Annotated in this window: 14 protein-coding genes; 9 read left to right on the plus strand and 5 right to left on the minus strand. The window is 51.4% G+C overall.

All coding sequences use genetic code 11. The annotated features are described in order from the left end of the window. Nucleotides 1–34 precede the first annotated feature (34 nt). The gene (locus JW814_06170) at nt 35–703 is read left to right on the plus strand and encodes a TIGR00730 family Rossman fold protein (GenBank protein ID MBN2071027.1); all 669 of its coding nucleotides are present in this window, start codon (nt 35–37) and stop codon (nt 701–703) included. 63 nt (nt 704–766) lie between these two features. Here JW814_06170 and menA read toward each other — a convergent pair whose 3' ends face one another. From menA to gatD, 3 genes are all read right to left on the minus strand, one after another. Next, entirely contained in the window at nt 767–1,675 is a 909-nt protein-coding gene (gene menA, locus JW814_06175; protein MBN2071028.1) for a 1,4-dihydroxy-2-naphthoate octaprenyltransferase, read from the minus strand. 684 nt (nt 1,676–2,359) lie between these two features. Then, a complete protein-coding gene (locus JW814_06180; GenBank protein ID MBN2071029.1) occupies nt 2,360–3,925 on the minus strand; it encodes a flippase in 1,566 nt (521 codons plus the stop codon). Nucleotides 3,926–3,937: 12 nt separating this feature from the next. Continuing rightward, nucleotides 3,938–5,323, minus strand: a complete 1,386-nt coding sequence (gene gatD / locus JW814_06185) for a Glu-tRNA(Gln) amidotransferase subunit GatD (protein ID MBN2071030.1) — start codon at nt 5,321–5,323, stop codon at nt 3,938–3,940. 220 nt (nt 5,324–5,543) lie between these two features. On the opposite strand from gatD, the gene JW814_06190 reads away from it, so the two are divergent. Then, entirely contained in the window at nt 5,544–7,046 is a 1,503-nt protein-coding gene (locus JW814_06190) for a hypothetical protein (protein MBN2071031.1), read from the plus strand. Nucleotides 7,047–7,093: 47 nt separating this feature from the next. Here the strand turns inward: JW814_06190 and gatE are convergent, their stop codons facing one another. Together gatE and glnA are read right to left on the minus strand one after the other, a co-directional pair. Continuing rightward, nucleotides 7,094–9,004, minus strand: a complete 1,911-nt coding sequence (gene gatE / locus JW814_06195) for a Glu-tRNA(Gln) amidotransferase subunit GatE (GenBank protein ID MBN2071032.1) — start codon at nt 9,002–9,004, stop codon at nt 7,094–7,096. Between the two features lie 23 nt (nt 9,005–9,027). Continuing rightward, on the minus strand, nt 9,028–10,437 hold the full coding sequence (gene glnA, locus JW814_06200; protein ID MBN2071033.1) for a type I glutamate--ammonia ligase: 1,410 nt from the start codon (nt 10,435–10,437) through the stop codon (nt 9,028–9,030). Between the two features lie 305 nt (nt 10,438–10,742). Between glnA and JW814_06205 the strand changes: the two genes are divergently transcribed. The 7 genes from JW814_06205 (at nt 10,743) to folE (ending at nt 16,959) form a co-directional block, all read left to right on the plus strand. Beyond that, a complete protein-coding gene (locus JW814_06205; GenBank protein ID MBN2071034.1) occupies nt 10,743–11,846 on the plus strand; it encodes a PAS domain-containing protein in 1,104 nt (367 codons plus the stop codon). A 5-nt stretch (nt 11,847–11,851) separates the two neighbouring features. Further along, nucleotides 11,852–12,241 carry a GHKL domain-containing protein gene (locus tag JW814_06210; GenBank protein ID MBN2071035.1) on the plus strand — a complete coding sequence of 130 codons (390 nt, stop codon included), beginning with the start codon at nt 11,852–11,854 and terminating at the stop codon, nt 12,239–12,241. A 2-nt stretch (nt 12,242–12,243) separates the two neighbouring features. Then, nucleotides 12,244–12,723, plus strand: a complete 480-nt coding sequence (locus JW814_06215) for a response regulator (protein ID MBN2071036.1) — start codon at nt 12,244–12,246, stop codon at nt 12,721–12,723. Nucleotides 12,724–12,733: 10 nt separating this feature from the next. Beyond that, on the plus strand, nt 12,734–13,603 hold the full coding sequence (locus tag JW814_06220) for a PAS domain S-box protein (GenBank protein MBN2071037.1): 870 nt from the start codon (nt 12,734–12,736) through the stop codon (nt 13,601–13,603). Further along, nucleotides 13,600–14,670, plus strand: a complete 1,071-nt coding sequence (locus JW814_06225) for a response regulator (protein ID MBN2071038.1) — start codon at nt 13,600–13,602, stop codon at nt 14,668–14,670. Before JW814_06220 ends, JW814_06225 begins: the two co-directional genes overlap by 4 nt. A 160-nt stretch (nt 14,671–14,830) precedes the next feature. Beyond that, entirely contained in the window at nt 14,831–16,141 is a 1,311-nt protein-coding gene (locus tag JW814_06230; GenBank protein MBN2071039.1) for an OFA family MFS transporter, read from the plus strand. Between the two features lie 257 nt (nt 16,142–16,398). Beyond that, entirely contained in the window at nt 16,399–16,959 is a 561-nt protein-coding gene (gene folE, locus JW814_06235; protein MBN2071040.1) for a GTP cyclohydrolase I FolE, read from the plus strand. Nucleotides 16,960–17,107 lie beyond the last annotated feature (148 nt).

Raw genomic sequence — 17,107 nt, forward strand, 5'->3', positions numbered from 1 at the left:
CCTGTACGCGCGTTTGACAGCAACGGAGGAGAATATGGATCCGAAAAAAAGATACCTGATCGACGATTTCAATATCCAGGAATCGTGGAGGCTTTTCAGGATACTGGCAGAGTTCGTCGAGGGCTTCGACAGTATGGTAGAGCTGGGACCGGCAGTCACTTTTTTCGGTTCGGCCAGGCTGAAGGAAGATGACAGATATTATATAATGGCCCGCGAACTTGCCCGGGATCTTGCCGGAGAGGATTTCGCGATCATTACCGGGGGTGGCCCGGGGATAATGGAAGCGGCTAACAGGGGGGCGCAGGAGGGGAGCGGTGAATCGGTCGGCCTCAACATCGACCTGCCGTTCGAGCAGGAACCTAACCCGTATATTGACAAGATGATCACCTTCCGGTATTTCTTCGTCCGAAAGGTGATGTTCATAAAATACGCAATGGCGTTCGTTATATTTCCAGGCGGTTTCGGAACGATGGATGAGCTTTTCGAGGCCCTGACCCTCATCCAGACTCACAAGATAGCGCCTTTTCCTCTCTTCCTTATCGGCAGAGATTTCTGGGGGGGGCTGTTGGACTGGATCAAGAACAGGATGCTCGAAGACGGCATGATCTCCCCCGAGGACCTTGATATTATCCATGTCGTCGATTCGAAGGACGAGGTGATCAAGGAGATCAAGAGGATCCGTGATGTCGAGATGAGGACATAGGAACTCCTGGTTTCCGGGGGCTGCCGAAACCGCGATCTGATGCCTCGAACGGGCAGAATTCCGCTAACTTGCGAAGATATATGCTGCTATAAGAAGGATTCCCGTAGCGAGGTGACAGATTATCGTCGATCCGTTAGCCGGCGTAAGAGCCTTCGGAGAGTCGTAGTTCGCTGCCACTGTCACCACTGCCCTGATCGCGATAGGAAGAGCGAGAAGACTGATCAGGGTCAACGTGGGAGTCAGGCCGATCGCCGTTCCGAATATCACCGGCCCCGCCACACCGGTCAGAATGACCGCGGCAAAGAGCCATACCGCCTTTTTCCTTCCAAGCTTTACTACGAGAGTATTTTTTCCGGCAGAGCGGTCGGCATTCATATCCTGGAATTCATTGATGATGATTATCGCCGTCGTCAAGAGGCCGAGGGGAAGTGCCGCTATCACGGAATGAAACGTCAGTTCTCCTGTCTGAACGATATAGGCGCCTATACCGACAAGGGAATAACCGGCAAAGACTGCCGCTTCTCCAAGTCCGCGCGAGGCAAGCCTCACCGGTGGAGCTGTATAGAAGAATCCAAGGACTGTCCCGGTAATGCCGAGATAGATGACAGCAGGACCCGTCCGCAGAAACAGAAATATCCCGGCGACCGATGCGGCGCAAAAAAATATTATCGCGATCGTCAGGACGGTCCGGGGAGAGATCGCTTCCTCCTGGATAAGCCTGCTTCCGCCGGTGAAGGGCCTGGCATACTCGACATTGGCTTCGTCCGCCCCGGAAAGGTGATCGTAGTAATCATTCGCGGTATTTGTCCCGAGGTGGAGAAATATTACTCCGGCAAGGGTGAGCAGGTAGAGCCCCGGATCCCATGACCCCGTGTCGTATCTCGAAACAGCCACGGCAAGCGTTACGGGGAGTACACTGGCAGTCAGAAATTCCGCCCTCAGTTCCTTCAGGATCGTAGATACAGCGGCCATTGCAGGTCTCTCTATTGAAGTAAAAGGGCCAGATTGCAGCATCCGCCAAGTGGCGCGAAAAGATTTTCCAGAATATATTCCCCGGCAACGGTCTTGTAAAGGAGTAATCTTTATTTCAAAGGGTGAGGTAAGTGTTACCCTGACATGCTGGCAGTAACAGTGGATAGGTCGAGACTCTCAGGCATTTTTCCCAGAACTGGTAGCGGGCATGAAAAAAGCGGGGAACTTTTCAGCTCCCCGCTTTCCCCCTGCGTTCGGATCACTACCAAACACTCTTGCCCCAGACACTCTTGCCAGCGATCATCAGGGCAACGATCAGCGCGATGTTTGAGAAGAATAACATGTCAGCTCCTTTCTTTGTGATCCCAGATGATTCCGTTTATTTATCATCGTTACTTACAGTCTATTGTTATAGCAGGTGGTGTGCCATAATTACCTGTTCTTCCCGATTATTACTCAAGCGGCCTAACTTGTATTATAACAATAAGATAAGTTTTAAATTATTTTGAATCTATCTCTGGGGAGGGTGGTTGCACCAGCAAAGAACGTCAACAAATATTTACATTATTCAAATAATAGCGTAACTGCAATAATAACAACAAAAGGATATGTAAACAATATATTACCAAAGCGTAAATGATTATTTACTGTTTACTCTTTTCCGTCAGTTCAGCCCTGTTGTTGTCAGGGTCTTCTTTTTATTTTGTAAAGTATTGTAATAATTCCAGATATGATTCTCATTATGGCTGAATCGCCATTTGCCGAAACCGATTTCAGCGATTTATCAAGGTCTTCTCTCCGAATAAGTCCTGTCAGGCTGGCTAGGAGGGTATATATGACCGATCCCGGTATCAGCACGATCAGGACCCTGAAGTAACTTGCTGTACCGGTGAAAATCGATCCGATCAGAGGGAATACAAGCGCTATGACAAGGGGATGGATGATGTCACTTATACGCATTCTGATTCCGGCGACCGTGGCCATCATGCTCTGTAATATTATGCCCAGAACCAGGAAACTGGAAATAGTCGCTATAGCGGCACCCTCTATGCCGTACCGTGGAATGAGTAAAAGGTTCATCACGATATTAAGGAGCGCCGCGATGATATATGCTGAAGCTGCTCTTCCGCCGCTTCCATAAGCGACGAGGGAAGCCCACGCCGTGCGGCAGAGTATGTCGATGAAACCTATGAATACGAGGATTCTCAGGACCGGGGCTGATGGGGCGTATCCCGGAAGGACGATTCTGTAGATGTCGGCAGCCAGCGTGTAGATGATCGCCGTCATCGGTACCAGAGCCATCAATCCCAATCTGTTCGTATTCCATACCTGTTTTCGAAAGAGGGATCTGTCACCTTCCGTCAGAGCCGCAGTGAGGGAGGGAATCAGTGCTGTCCCTGCCGTCGCGGAGATGACGCTTAGCGACGTGATGATGAGGGCTGCCATGGCGTAAAAGGCCAGTTCTTCGGAAGGAAGGTAGAATTTTACCATGATCCGGTCGGTAGAGTTGATGATATTCCAGCCGAGGCTGGCGAAGAAAAAGAGGAATCCGAATCCGAAGACCTCTTTCATTCCGCGCAGAATGTCGCCTGTCCTGCCGGCGAATTCGATGAGGACTCTTCTGTGGAAGATCACGGCGAACAAAATCGTTCCGATGATCTCAGCGGTGAGAAAGGCCCCGAGAATAAGAGTGACATTCTTCTTCCACAGGACGACAAGGATGGGGATAAGGATATTGAGGATGCCGTATATTATCGATATGCCGGCCCTGAGCCTGCCTCTCTGCGCGGCCAGATAAACGACGGCGTAAAAAGCGTTCATGGCAAAAAAGGGGATTATCAGCGAGTAGATCCTGACAGGTCCTAGGGCTTCCGGCTGGTGGGCCACATCGACAGCGAGCCATCTGGAGAAGATCAGCATCATCGCGCTCCAGAGAATACTCAGCGCGAGGGTCAATAAAGCGCTCGATCGATAGATCATTCGGGCAAGATCGCTCCTTCCCTGTTGCCTGTATCCGGGGATCAATCTGACGATCGCTGTGTTGAATCCGATATTGGAAAGCATGGTGAGGATCTGGACGTAGGGAACGGGTATAATAAGTATCCCGTACAGCGCGGGACCGAGGAGCCTTCCGAGAAGGATGCCGCGGACCGGTTTTAGAAGGTTCATCCCGATCTTCGCCGATGAGACGATCAACGTTTCGGAGATCACTTTTGAAGTCGAAAGATTTACGGGGCCTTTGCTGTCCATCAGTTGACCATACTATTTCTTGTACTGGCTGATGAATTCCTCGACTTCAGGGATACCCCCCTGATAAATAAGGTATCCGTTGTGGGGTTCTCTCTCAGTTATCTCACCGGCGACAGGCGTGAGCATGATCTTTTTGACCTCTTCACGATCATGGCTCTGACCGAGAGCCCAGCCAAGTTTCACGTAGGCGACTTCGGGAAGCATATTGGAGGCGGGGATGACGCCGAGGTCCATGATATCGCGTCCGGTGTCGTAGACGTACATCTGAACATAACCCCATAGTGTCTGAACCGTCATGTAGATATGGATTCCCCTGTCGGCTGCTTTTTTAAGAGCGGGGTAGAGAGGTTTGTTCACGTGACCGAGGCCGGTCCCCGCTATGATGATCCCCTTGTAGTCGTTGTCTATCAACGCTTCGAGCACATCGGGTTTCATATTCGGATAGTAGTAGAGGATCGAGACTCTCTCGTCAAATGCCGTATTGATCTTTACGTTTCTGTCGTCGCGGCGGCGCTTGTAGTCGTCCCTGAGCGGTACAAACCGGTCTTTTTCCACTATCGCGAGGGGGATGTCGCCTATCGTGCGGAATGTGGAACGGTATGAGGAATGCATCTTCCTCACGCGGGTCCCACGGTGCAGAAGCCCGTATTGATCGCTTGTCGGTCCGAACATGCAGACCATCACCTCTGCGAAGTCGCTGTGAGCGGCCGTTCGTGTGGCGTTAATCAGGTTTATCGCGGCATCGCTCGACGGACGATCGCTTGAGCGCTGGGAGCCGACCATTACTATCGGTACCGGGGAATCCTGGACCATAAATGAGAGGATCGCCGCCGTATGATGCATGGTATCCGTCCCATGCCCGATCACGACTCCACTCGTTCCCTTGGCGATCTCTTTTCCGATAGCTTCGGCAGTTCCCTTCCATTGCTCAGGACCCATGTTCTCGCTGAACACCCCGTAGAGTTTTTCAGTCTCGAGGTTGCATATATCGGCCAGTTCCGGGACCGATCCGTACAGCTCTCCGGGAGAGAAAGCGGGGATGACAGCTCCTGTCCTGTAGTCGAGCCTCGATGCTATCGTGCCTCCCGTTCCAAGGAGCTTTACGCTGGGTTTCTCGGGATCATAGGGGAATTCCTTCTCGGGGATCTTGTAATGAGCTTCCTTGCGGCCATGCTCGGTGATCGACCTGATAGTCTCTACGGCGAGGCCGACATTATAACCGGTGTTCATTTTAAGGACGATATGATTTTCATCGGCAGTCTCAGACCTGGGGAGAATAATACCCTTGAAATCGCCCCTGGTAGATTCGATCTCGACATCGCTCCATACGCCCGCGCCTTGTTCCTTGAGGCATTCGAGGGCTATGCCCCTGTACCCCTTGTATTTATCCGAACTCAAGTAGAGGATCACCTCGCTAGGGGATTGTAGTCCTTAAAAACCTGCGCCGCAGATCACAGAACAGGATCTCTGATCCAGGGCCGCTGCTTTACGGGGACTAATATAAGTGAAATAAATCGTTATAGGAAGGAAAAATAAATAAAGGTTACGGCTCTTTTTCCCGAAGAAAAGGGAGCAGCAGACAGTGGTAATGAAGCGTTAAAACTAACTGGAGGATGTTTTGAGTAGATTCAACACGAGATATATTTTGATGCTATTTCTCTATCTTATTGTTCTATCAGTATTTTCCAGTGTCTTTATGACAGCCGGAGTGGTAGCTTCGACGCTCAACGTCGCGATATCGGGCAGCCCGACATCGCGCGACCCGCGGAATATAACCGAATCCGTATCTGTATCGATCCTCATGGACAATGTCTATGAAGCCCTCGTGAGCAGCGGAAGAGGAAATCATCTCACGCTGGAACCGGCCCTGGCCACCGACTGGCAGGTGAACAACGGGGGAAAAGAATGGGAATTCACGCTGCGCAAGGGAGTAAAATTCCACGATGGCTCGCTGATGGACGCCGAGGACGTAGTAGCTTCTTTCAGAGAAGTGCCTCAGTTCAAAGGAGTGATAGAGAAAACGGGTCCGTACAAAGTAAGGATCATCTTCACGGAAAAAAGAGCCGGTTTTCTCAAGACTATCGCTCAGATAACATATACGATCACGAAAAGGCAGGAGAATGGGATTCTGTTGGGTACCGGGCCGTTCAGGATAGAATCATGGGATCCCGAATCGATGATCAGATTGAAAAAGTTCGACCAGTACTGGGGATCGGTGCCTGATCTCGAAGAGGTCGTATACCACTGTTCGACCCCGGCCTGGAAGGCTCTTGATATGATGGCGGAGGACGAGATAGATGTAATAGATATTATTCCGCCATCGCTCGCCGATTCGCTCAGGGGAGTCGATGATATCGAACTTTCCGTTCTCGAAGGTGTCAATATAAGCTTTGTTCACATGAATCTTAATAATCCCCCACTTGATAACGTAGAATTCAGGCGCGCTCTTAACATGCTTATACACACCGACAAGATTATCAGGGATGTCCATTTCAATGAGGCCAGCGCCTGCAGGGGGGTGCTTCCTCCCGTTATCGGAGGGAAAAGCGAGGGGCCTCCGAGGATCGCGTATGACAGCAGGATCGCGAAAGAAATAATAGAGAAATTCCTTGACGACGACAGCAGGACGTTCAAGATGGTAGGGCTGCCTTTCGCCAGACCGTACTGCCCGACGCCGAGCGCGCAGGCGAGGTTGATCGCCGGCTACTTGAAGGGAGCAGGTCTGAAGATCAGTTATGTTCCTACTTCATCGATGGAGGAATACCAGCGATATATGGGTAGCGAAGATTACGATTTCATCATATCGGGGTGGAATATCGATACGAGAAATCCCGATGATTTCTATTCGATGCTTTTCGGGCTCGGCGACACGAGATCGCCGTTCCACGTGCACTGGGTCGACGAGGAGTTCGAATCGAACATACTTCAGGCCCGAACGACAATATCCCTTAAAAAGCAATGGGAATTCTACAACGCGGCAGACGACCTCTTTTTCACCAACTATCCCTGGATTATGATAGCGCATACGAATCAGCTTGGAGCGTTTCGAAAAGAGATCAAGGGATTGACCTTCAGTGCCACGGGGGAACTGCATCTTAACAACGTCAGCAAAACGGAATGATCATTCTCTTCCGGTTCGATAACGGATAATCTCCGCGGGGAGTGACGTTATTTGATGAACCTGTCTGTAATCTCGAAGAATCTTTTCCCTGATGCCTGTCCCGGGAACTCTTCCTTGAGCCTTCCGATCAGATGATTGACAAGCTTCGTCCTGTCTATTTCGGGTATTTTAAACGAACGCAGAAAATCTCCGGCTTTTTGCGCCAGGACCTTGTCGCTCATCTGTATGAATCCGGATACAGCTTCTTCAGGGGGCAGTTTTTCGCTTCCGCAGGTCTTTTCAAGAACGATCGGCAACGCTTCCGGGCGAAGTCCCTTTTTTCCGGCGAGAGATATCGTCATCTTAAGAAGCCCATCAGTCAGGTTGTCTATTCTCTTTTTTCTATTCAGCCGGTTGATGCCGTCGAGCAGGAATGAAGCGAGGTCCTGCGCGCTGAATTCCGATCCTTTCTGAATATTGTCGAATATATCCCTGAACGGAGAAATACTCATCCTTTCTGCTGTTTCTTTTGTCAAACCCGACTTGATATATTTTTCCCTGCGCTCCCATGGGAGCTGAGGGAGGATCGATTTGATCCTTTCGATCCGGTCTTCCGTTATGGCGATCGGAGGAAGATCAGTGTCGGGATACATCCGGTTGGGGCCCGGCAGGACCCTTTCAAACCCGGAGATCCCATTGGGCAATGCCTGCCTTGTCTCATCGAGCACGCCGTCGAGAGCCTGCTGGGCTCTTATAATGATCTCCCTGACTGCCGTATCGAGATCATCCTCAGATCCCCACACGACTATAACAACATCCTTTTCACCTGCCGCCGCGTTGTTTTTGATCTTTATCCACTCCGAACTCGAGAAGGTTTCGGCCTCGGTGTCTGAATGCGCGATATTGGGAAGGATATCGAGGCAGGCGATGACACGGACCCTGTCGGAGATCTCCTTCGAGAAGGTAGTTTCCGGCTGCGTTCTGGTCGACAGTATCCCCCGGTACCCCCTTAGAGTCACAGCCCGTATTCCCATTCCTTTTTTGACAGCCTCGGCGACGGGATAATATTTCGTACTTTTGAGGATCTTTGTGACGTCAGTGGAACTTGCTTTGAAGGTCGAGTGTGTTATTCCCCTGGCGGCGAGCTCATCCATAATCTCTATCAGCGCGACTTGCCGGAAAGCCTCGTTATGTACAAGTAGCGGGATATCCTTGATCCTCGGGACTCCCTTGATCTCGACTCTCTGTCCGCGGTCTACGGAGACATTGACATCCTGCCGCGCGGCGCCGATCCCAGTCCTCACCTTGCCCGTCGAACGCGCAAGATATCTCAGTATCGTGGCGACGTCCGCGACTTCACGAGGGGTCCTCATCTCCGGATAAGTCACCGTCTCGATCAGGGGGATCCCGAGCCTGTCAGTCCGGTATGTGCGCATATGGCCGATATCGCTGACTTCCCTGCAGGCGTCCTCCTCGAGCCCGAGCTGGATGATCCCTATCCGCCTGTCTCCGTATGGTATCGATCCGTCTATCCCGAGAATGGTAGTCCGTTGAAAACCTGTCGGTATTGACCCGTCAAGGTACTGTTTGCGGGCTATATGGATCTCGCCCACCAGCTTGCAGCCGAGAAGCATCGTGACTTCGATCGCGATATCGAGAGCCATCCTGTTGAGTTCGAAGGGAGGAGTGTCATCCATCTCGTACGTGCATACCGTCTCTTTGTTTATCTGGTAGATGATGTTTTTTTTGGTTTTGAACTCCATCAGGGCGGTGCCGTCATATTCACCCAGTTCGGAAAGGGTGGGGCGCATATGGCGCAGTATTTCGGCGTCGAATTTTTCACTGTACGGCTTGATCGGACAGCGGCAGAAAAGCTTTTTCTCCGTGTCGAGTTGCTGATGGATCTCGAGTCCGCTTTTCAGGCCGATAGCCTGATAATCTTCCAGAGAGAGATCTTCCATTTTCCTGAGTTCACCCAATGCGATACCTTCTTTGCTTCCTGTTAACAATCGAGATAAAGCTGGACCTCGAGGGGGTGCGTGCGGTTGCGCACCGGCATGACATCCTTCTCCATCTTCATCGCTATCCAGTCCTCGATCATCGTTTTATCGAACACTCCTCCCTCGAGAAGGAAATCGTGGTCCTTGGCGAGGGCGTCAAGAGCGCCGCTCAGATTTCCGGGCAGCGGTTTTATCTTTTTTCTTTCCTTCGCGGAGAGTTCGAAGACATTCATGTCGAACGGCCCGAACCCGAGCCTGCCCGGATCCATTTTCTTCCTGATACCGTCGAGTCCAGCCATAAGCTGCGCCGCCATTGCGAGGTAGATATTGCATGTGGCGTCGGGCGGCCTGAACTCGATCCTTTTCGACTCGGGAGTGCTGGCGTACTTCGGGATCCTTATCGCCGCGCTGCGGTTTCCAAGGGAGAAGAAAGCGTTTACCGGCGCTTCGAATCCAGGCACGAGGCGTTTATAAGAGTTTGTGCTTGGATTGGTTATGGCCAGGAGAGCGGGAGCGTGATAGAGGAGTCCGGCGATATAATGAAGCGCTGTTTGGCTCAGACCGGCGTATCCGCTTTTGCTGTAGAAAAGCGGTTTTCCTTTTTTAAAAAGGTGCTGATGAAAATGGAGTCCATTGCCTGCTTCGTTAAAAAGTGGTTTCGGCATATAAGTAGCTATCTTTCCTTCAGAATGGGCAGTCATCCTCGAGAAGTATTTCACCATCATCCCTATGTCGCCCATCCTTTTCAGTGGAGCGAATTTCAGCTCGATCTCGACCTGGCCGTGTCCGCCGACTTCATGGTGATGATAATTCACCGGGATACCGGAATCTTCAAGCAGCGTGATTGTACGGTCTCTGATTCCCGCAACGGCATCCTCGGGTGGAATCGCGTGATAGCCGCCTTTTGTCTTCAATCCGAATTTGCCGGCATCTTCACCCTCGCCAGGGATTATCTTATATCCAAAATTCATATGCGACATGCTTACAAGGACCTCGTCGAAGATATAATATTCAAATTCAGGTCCCCACATCGAAAGATCGGCGATACCTGTCTTCCTCATATATTCCGCCGACTTCTGGGCTATATATCTGGGATCCCTTGGAAAGGGATTCTTCGAATCGGCTTCTACGATGCTGCAGATGAATGAGACAGTAGGTATTTCACTGAAGGGATCCAGGAATCCGGTGGAGATATCGGGAACGAGAGAGAGGTCTCCGAGCTCGATCGTCTTCAACCCGGCGAAGTTCGATCCGTCGAATCCCAGTCCGTCGGCGAAAAGCTTTTCATCCATGCTCCGCGCGGGGACGGTGAGGTGATGCCACTTACCGAGAAAATCGGTGAATTTAAGGTCGATAAGCCGGATATCCTGTTTTTTGATTTCCGCCTTGAGCTTTGTTATTGAGGAAAAGATTGTTCGACCTCCTGTCAAATCGCCTCTTTTTTCAACCCTGATAATGATGGGGCTGAATCGATTACGGGGTTCCAATATAATTGTATGGAACCCCTTCTTTCAAGGACTATATTCATCGGTGGCCATGGAATCGATATCAGTCCGTGGCAGTGACCTGGGTCTGTGTCCGGCAAATAAAAGTTGCGCGCCCTTATCGATTACTGATATACTCCCGCCTGAAGATACTGTGTGCAGTGCCGGTCCTATTATTTTCCAACAGATGTCTGCTGTTCTGTTTTTCGCCACCCGGGCTGTGGAGGTTGCTTATGCCAGACAGCGCGACAATATTCAGGGAAATGTTCGACAAGATGAACAGCGGTATCGCCATTTACGATGCTGTCGATGATGGGGCGGACTTCATCATTCGCGATATCAACGACTCCGGGTTGAGGATCACCAATACAAAGAAGAGCGATGTAATCGGAAGACCGGTGAGCGAGGCCTTCGTGGGTGTAAAGGCCCTGGGACTTTTTGATGTCTTCCGGCGCGTTTGGAGGACTGGCGAACCTGAACATCACCCTGTTGCCGCGTACAATGATGATAATGTCTCGCTCTGGGTCGACAACTACGTATATAAGCTTCCTAACGGCCGTATCGTAGCTGTTTACGACGATCTTACAAAACAGAAGAACACCGAGCGACAGCTCAACCAGTCGATGCAGATGTCCCACGATCTTGTCCGGTTCATACCATCGGGCATGTTTATTTATCTTTTCAGGGAACCGGACGGGTTCTTTCTGCTGCAGGCTAATGCCGAGGCGGAGAAGATCGCCGGCATAGACCTGGCGGACTGGAAAGGCCGGGAACTCCGCGAGATATGGCCCGGCGCGAGATCCGCCGGAATCACCGGCTCCTGCCTCGAAGTCATCAGGACTGGAGAACCATATTCGACCGAAGACCTCCGATACACGGGAGAGGAACTGACCGGGGCATATCGTATAAAGTTCTTTCTGTTGCCGGAGAACCGTCTTGCAGCGGTCTACGAGGATGTGACCGACAAGAAGAAGGCGGAGATCGAGCTGAGGGAATTCAACAGGCTTCTTGAAAGGCGCGTGCTGGAGAGGACCGAGGATCTGGAGGCTTTCACATATTCCGTCTCGCACGATCTCAGGGCGCCTCTGCGGGCGATAAACGGATTCGCGGAACTGCTCAGGCAGAAACATTTCGACCTGCTCGAAGAGAATGGAAGGCATTACCTGGAAAACATCATTACCGCCAGCGTCCAGATGGGAGAGCTGATAGATGAGCTTTTGAGATATTCCAGGCTTGGAAGGACTTCCCTGAACATGAGAGATATCGATCTCGGGGAGATAATCGCCGAGGCAGCGGGCAACCTTGACAGCCTTCTGAGTGAAAAAAAGCCGAACTGAAAGTAATGGAGGGATTTCCGAAGATCAGCGGCGACAGGTCATTCCTCGTCCAGGTCCTGATCAATCTCCTCGTCAACGCACTGACCTATACCAGGCAGGGAGTAGATCCCGTAATCGGCATAACTCATCAGACGGAAGGAACAGATCTTGTAGTGACAATCGCCGATAACGGGATAGGTATCGAGAAGGAATATCTTGCCAGGGTCTTCGAAGTATTCCAGAGGCTTCATAACCAGGAAGAATATCCAGGCACCGGGATAGGCCTTGCGATAGTGAGAAAGACAGTGGAGATGCATGGTGGAAAGGTCCATATAGAATCTGTCCCGGGCGAAGGCAGCAGAGTGATCATCCGTTTTCCGCTGCTGCCGGAATCTGTTGGACAGGAGGAGGGTTGAGGATGGAACACAAGTCTGCCAATATACTGCTGGTAGAGGACAACAAGATGGACATCGAGCTGACGCTCAACGCTTTCAGGGACGCGAAGCTTATCAACAGGATAGAAGTGGCGAGAAATGGCAGGGAGGCTCTTGACCTTCTTAATGGTGAGGGGCAATATGCCGGCAAGGAGATCTTTACGCCCGACATCATACTGCTCGATCTCAAGATGCCGGGAATAGACGGGCATGAAGTACTCAAGACGATCAAGAATACGCGTGAACTTAAAAAGATCCCCGTTATAATCCTTACGTCCTCGAAAGAGGAGGGGGACAGGGAGATGAGCTACGATAATGGAGCTAACAGTTACCTTGTCAAACCTGTATCGTTCGAGGGTTTTATCAAGGTCGCCAGGATGGTCGGGGATTACTGGGTATCTCTAAATGTCGGGCCTACGATAAACAGATCCCCGGGTTCTGCCGGGGAGATCAAGCTGGGATAGGGCAGGTAGAATGAGCGATAAGCTAAGAATAATCTACGTTGACGACTACAAGCTTGACAGGGAACTGGTAAGGGACGCGCTCCGATCTGAAGGAGACTCATTCTCCCTTCTTGAAGCCTCTTCGAAAGCAGAATTCGAGAAGTTATGGGCGCGGGGAAGATGCGACCTTGTCCTCACCGATTTTAATATCAGCGGTTGGGAGGGCCTGCAGGTGCTTTCCCTCGTCCATAAGACCGATCCATCGATCCCTGTCATAATCGTCACCGGGACCGGGTCTGAAGAGATAGCAGTGGAGGCGATGAAACTCGGAGCGGCCGATTATGTAATAAAGACTCCGCGGCATATCAGGAAACTCCCGCAGGCGATCAGGGCAGCGATCGATAAAAATAGAGCGGAACAGGAGAAGATGGAGGCTCTCAGTGAACTGCGTTCGAGCGAAGAGATGCACCGGCGGATGATCGAAGGGCTGCACGAGGGGATATGGGTGATCGACGCCGATGCCCGTACCACATACGCCAATCCAGCCATGGCGGCGATGCTCGGGTACGAAAGATCCGAAATGACAGGGATGCATCTCTTCTCTTTCATGGATGAATCAGAGATCGAAAAATGCAGCGAGAATCTCAACAGGAGAAAAGAAGGTATTCCGGAGCAGCACGAATTCAGGTTCAGGAAGAAGGATGGAGGATCCCTTTTTGTATTGCTCGATACGAATCCGATGCTCGGTGATAATGGAGAATATCTCGGAGCGATCGCGGGGGTTATAGATATAACAGAGAGAAAGGAACTTCAAGCCGATCTTCTGCAGGCCCGGAAGATGGAAGCAGTCGGGCTCCTCGCGGGGGGATCGCCCATGATTTCAACAACCTGCTTACAGTGATAAATGGAAATGTCGAACTGCTTCTGATGGATATAGGGAAAGGGGATCCCCTGCGCAATGAGATAAACGAGATCCGTTCGGCAAGTCTCAGCGCTGCGAAGTTGACGAAGCAGCTTCTCGCCTTCAGCAGAAAACAACCAGTTCACATGAAGGTCCTTGATTTTGCAACGTTACTCGATGGGTCGAGAAGCATGCTCGAAAGGGTCCTGCGGGAGGATATAATCATATCATTGGAGGTCAAGGTCTCCGGCGGATACGTACTGGCAGATTCGTCCTTTCTTGAACAGATAATCCTCAATATGGCGATCAACTCGCGCGACGCGATGCCTGAGGGCGGTACTCTTACATTCCTGCTCGACAGGATCGTTGCTGACGAACAGTTTGTCTCCGGCGGGGTCCTGATAAGCCCCGGGGAATACATACGGCTCAGGATCAGCGATACCGGGACGGGAATGACCGATGACTGCAGGGAGAAGATATTCGAACCGTTTTTCACGACTAAAACCAAAGAGAAAGGATCCGGTCTGGGGCTTTCAAGCGTATACGGAATGGTCAAACAGATGAAGGGGTTCGTTACCGTCGACAGCAAGGTAGGTGAGGGCGCGGTCTTCAGCGTATTTCTGCCCGCCGTCGATGGGATGCCGGAAAAAAAGGATGCGCCTGGCCGCCATAGACGGGATAAGGTAGAGAATGCGACTCTCCTTGTCGTTGAGGATGATCCGGCGGTTCTCCAGTTTCTCCAGAGAATACTGACAAGGCAAGGATACAAGGTATTGACCGCGATTGATGCCGATTCGGCTTTTGAAAGGTCCAGGTCGTACGAAAAAGCGATAGATATTGTGATAACGGATATCGTACTGCCAGGGATGAATGGAATAGACCTTGTTAAAAAACTTAAAAAGACAAGACAGACTGTCAGGGAACTTTTCATCTCTGGATATTTTCAGGAAGAGGAGGAAGGTGATACGCTTTTGGTCCCGGGAGTAAACCTTCTTCAGAAACCTTTTGAGAGCGCGGATCTGATAAGGATCATCGACCAGCTCCTTTCATACCGGGATTCTCCATAAGCTCCCCGATGCGATATCTGCCGGAAAAATGAATCATGTCCCGATCGCTCGCCGGTCTCATTAAAGCTGTAAGTGAGTATGAGGGAGCGGGTAAATTGAGATTGACTTATTTCCACAGTGGTGATATTGAGAAGCGTAACCTATTTTGAGGAGGGAATGAATGAGTGACGAGAAGGTGATGAACCGATGGCTGGTAGTCATCGGCGCCGTACTGATTCAGCTCTGTCTCGGCGCGATCTACGCGTGGAGCGTCTTTACAAAGCAGATCACCGCTGCTGACGGTATCTACCGGTTCAGCGCCCAGCAGGCAGCCTGGGTATTTTCCGCCGGCCTTGCTACCTTTGCGGTAGTCATGGTCATAGCGGGCAGGCTCCAGGCGAAGCTTGGCCCAAGGCCGATAGCCGTCGCGGGCGGGATCGTTCTCGGGCTGGGGTATATACTTGGCGGATTTCTTGGAAGCAGCTTCATAATGCAGCTTCTCTGTATCGGGATCATCGGCGGAGCGGGAATAGGTCTCGCGTATGTCGTACCGATCGCTGTCGGAGTAAAGTGGTTTCCCGACAAAAAGGGAATGATCGCGGGTCTTGCTGTCGCCGGATTCGGGTTCGGCGCGACTCTGTGGGTCAAGCTTGCCGGATCATGGTTCGGTGGGCTCCTCAATACGACAAGTCTTTTCGGGCTTCCGGGCGTGCAGAGCGTTTTCTTCATATATGGAGTAGTCTTCTTAATCTTTGTGCTTCTCGGGAGTATCGTCATGAAGAATCCCCCGGAAGGATACAGGCCGCAGGGGTGGGAACCGCCGGCGGCGGGAAGTACCGCTAAAGCTACAGGCGCCGTCGAACTAACCAGCGGTGAGATGCTGAAGACTCCCCAATTCTATTTTATCTGGCTTATGTTCGTTGGATCGGGCCTCGCGGGACTTATGGTCATCTACTGCATCAGGCTCTTTGGAGTAGACGCGCTTCAGGCTTCGGGAGCGGCGACCGATGCCAAGGTCGCCGGCATGATAGCCGGTACGGCGATGGCGTGGTACGCGATCCTTAATGGCCTGGGAAGGATCGTCTGGGGGACGGTATCGGACAAGATCGGGCGCAAAATCGCTCTTTTCATGATGTGCCTCTTCCAGGGGATCATTATGCTCCTTTTCTTCAAGATGGGTCACTCCCGGATCGGCCTGATACTGGGAGCATGTATCATAGGATTCAATTTCGGCGGGAATTTCGCGCTCTTCCCGGCCGCCACTGCCGATTTCTTCGGAAACAAGAATGTGGGCACGAACTATGGATGGGTATTCCTCGCGTACGGTGTGGCGGGAATAGCAGGTCCGCAGATCGCCGGGTATTTCAAGGATGCCGCGAAGGGTGGAGATGTAAGCGCGTGGATGACTCCATTCCTTGTGGCGGGAATCTCCTGCCTGGTGGCTGCCGTCATCGGGCTTCTGCTCAAGGCTCCGAAGAGGCATGCCGCTTAGGCGATAAACGAAAAGCCCTTGTCAGAAAACGTATGCTGGAGAGCGCCGGAAGCGGCGCTCTCTTTATTTATCAGGCAGATCGCTGACTCTCCGATCAAGCGTTATGGTACTTTTCATATCTCCTGCAGCATCAGCCGATTGGGCGCTCCCGGGAATTTTATTCTAAAAAGGTTCCCGCGACCTTTGAAAAATCAGCGGTAACGTGATACTATGCGGACGATCGCGGCAGTAACGAATAACCTTGCGGGAGTAATATGATGGAAGAATACGTTCGCGGAATACTGAGATCCATAGGTGAAGACCCCGAAAGAGAGGGATTGAAGAGGACGCCGGAGAGAGTAAGTGAATCGCTTAAATTTCTGACGAGTGGCTATCATGAGGATATCGGAAAGATCATGGGAAGCTCCGTCTTCGAGGAAGAGCATGACGAGATGATTATCGCCAGGGATATAAGTCTGTACAGTCTCTGTGAACATCACATGCTTCCTTTCTTCGGCAAATGCCACGTGGCCTATATTCCGAAAGGCAGGATAATCGGCCTTTCAAAGATTCCGAGGATCGTAGAGGTCTTTTCGATGAGGCTGCAGGTGCAGGAGCGGCTTACCAACCAGATCGCGAAGACGCTGATGGAACATCTGAAGCCTTACGGAGTCGCCGTAACGATCGAGGCGGTGCATCTCTGCATGGCGATGAGAGGCGTCAGAAAACGCGATGCCCTTATAATAACGAGTTCGATGCTCGGCGCCTTTCGCAGCGATCCTAAGACCCGTATGGAATTCCTCAACCTCATTAAAGGTAACGACCGGCATAAATGGTAGTGGGCCGGGATGGGTTTTTTCAGGAGTTTTCTTTTTCTTCTTTACTTTCGGTTTTTTTTCGGTATTATATGAATAAGCTCCCCGGGGGATGGCGGCGCATAGCCGCTTTCATCCCCGGGAAAGATGTCCAGGCGGGGTTTTACAGGAG

The organism is Candidatus Krumholzibacteriota bacterium (genome assembly GCA_016932415.1).
In the GTDB taxonomy this organism is placed as follows: domain Bacteria; phylum Krumholzibacteriota; class Krumholzibacteriia; order Krumholzibacteriales; family Krumholzibacteriaceae; genus Krumholzibacterium.

Coding starts and splice junctions, on each gene's coding strand:
- JW814_06170 (MBN2071027.1), top strand. CDS start 35: ATGGATCCGAAAAAAAGATACCTGATCGACGATTTCAATATCCAGGAA.
- menA (MBN2071028.1), bottom strand. CDS start 1,675: ATGGCCGCTGTATCTACGATCCTGAAGGAACTGAGGGCGGAATTTCTG.
- JW814_06180 (MBN2071029.1), bottom strand. CDS start 3,925: ATGGACAGCAAAGGCCCCGTAAATCTTTCGACTTCAAAAGTGATCTCC.
- JW814_06205 (MBN2071034.1), top strand. CDS start 10,743: ATGCCAGACAGCGCGACAATATTCAGGGAAATGTTCGACAAGATGAAC.
- JW814_06210 (MBN2071035.1), top strand. CDS start 11,852: ATGGAGGGATTTCCGAAGATCAGCGGCGACAGGTCATTCCTCGTCCAG.
- JW814_06215 (MBN2071036.1), top strand. CDS start 12,244: ATGGAACACAAGTCTGCCAATATACTGCTGGTAGAGGACAACAAGATG.
- JW814_06220 (MBN2071037.1), top strand. CDS start 12,734: ATGAGCGATAAGCTAAGAATAATCTACGTTGACGACTACAAGCTTGAC.
- JW814_06230 (MBN2071039.1), top strand. CDS start 14,831: ATGAGTGACGAGAAGGTGATGAACCGATGGCTGGTAGTCATCGGCGCC.
- folE (MBN2071040.1), top strand. CDS start 16,399: ATGGAAGAATACGTTCGCGGAATACTGAGATCCATAGGTGAAGACCCC.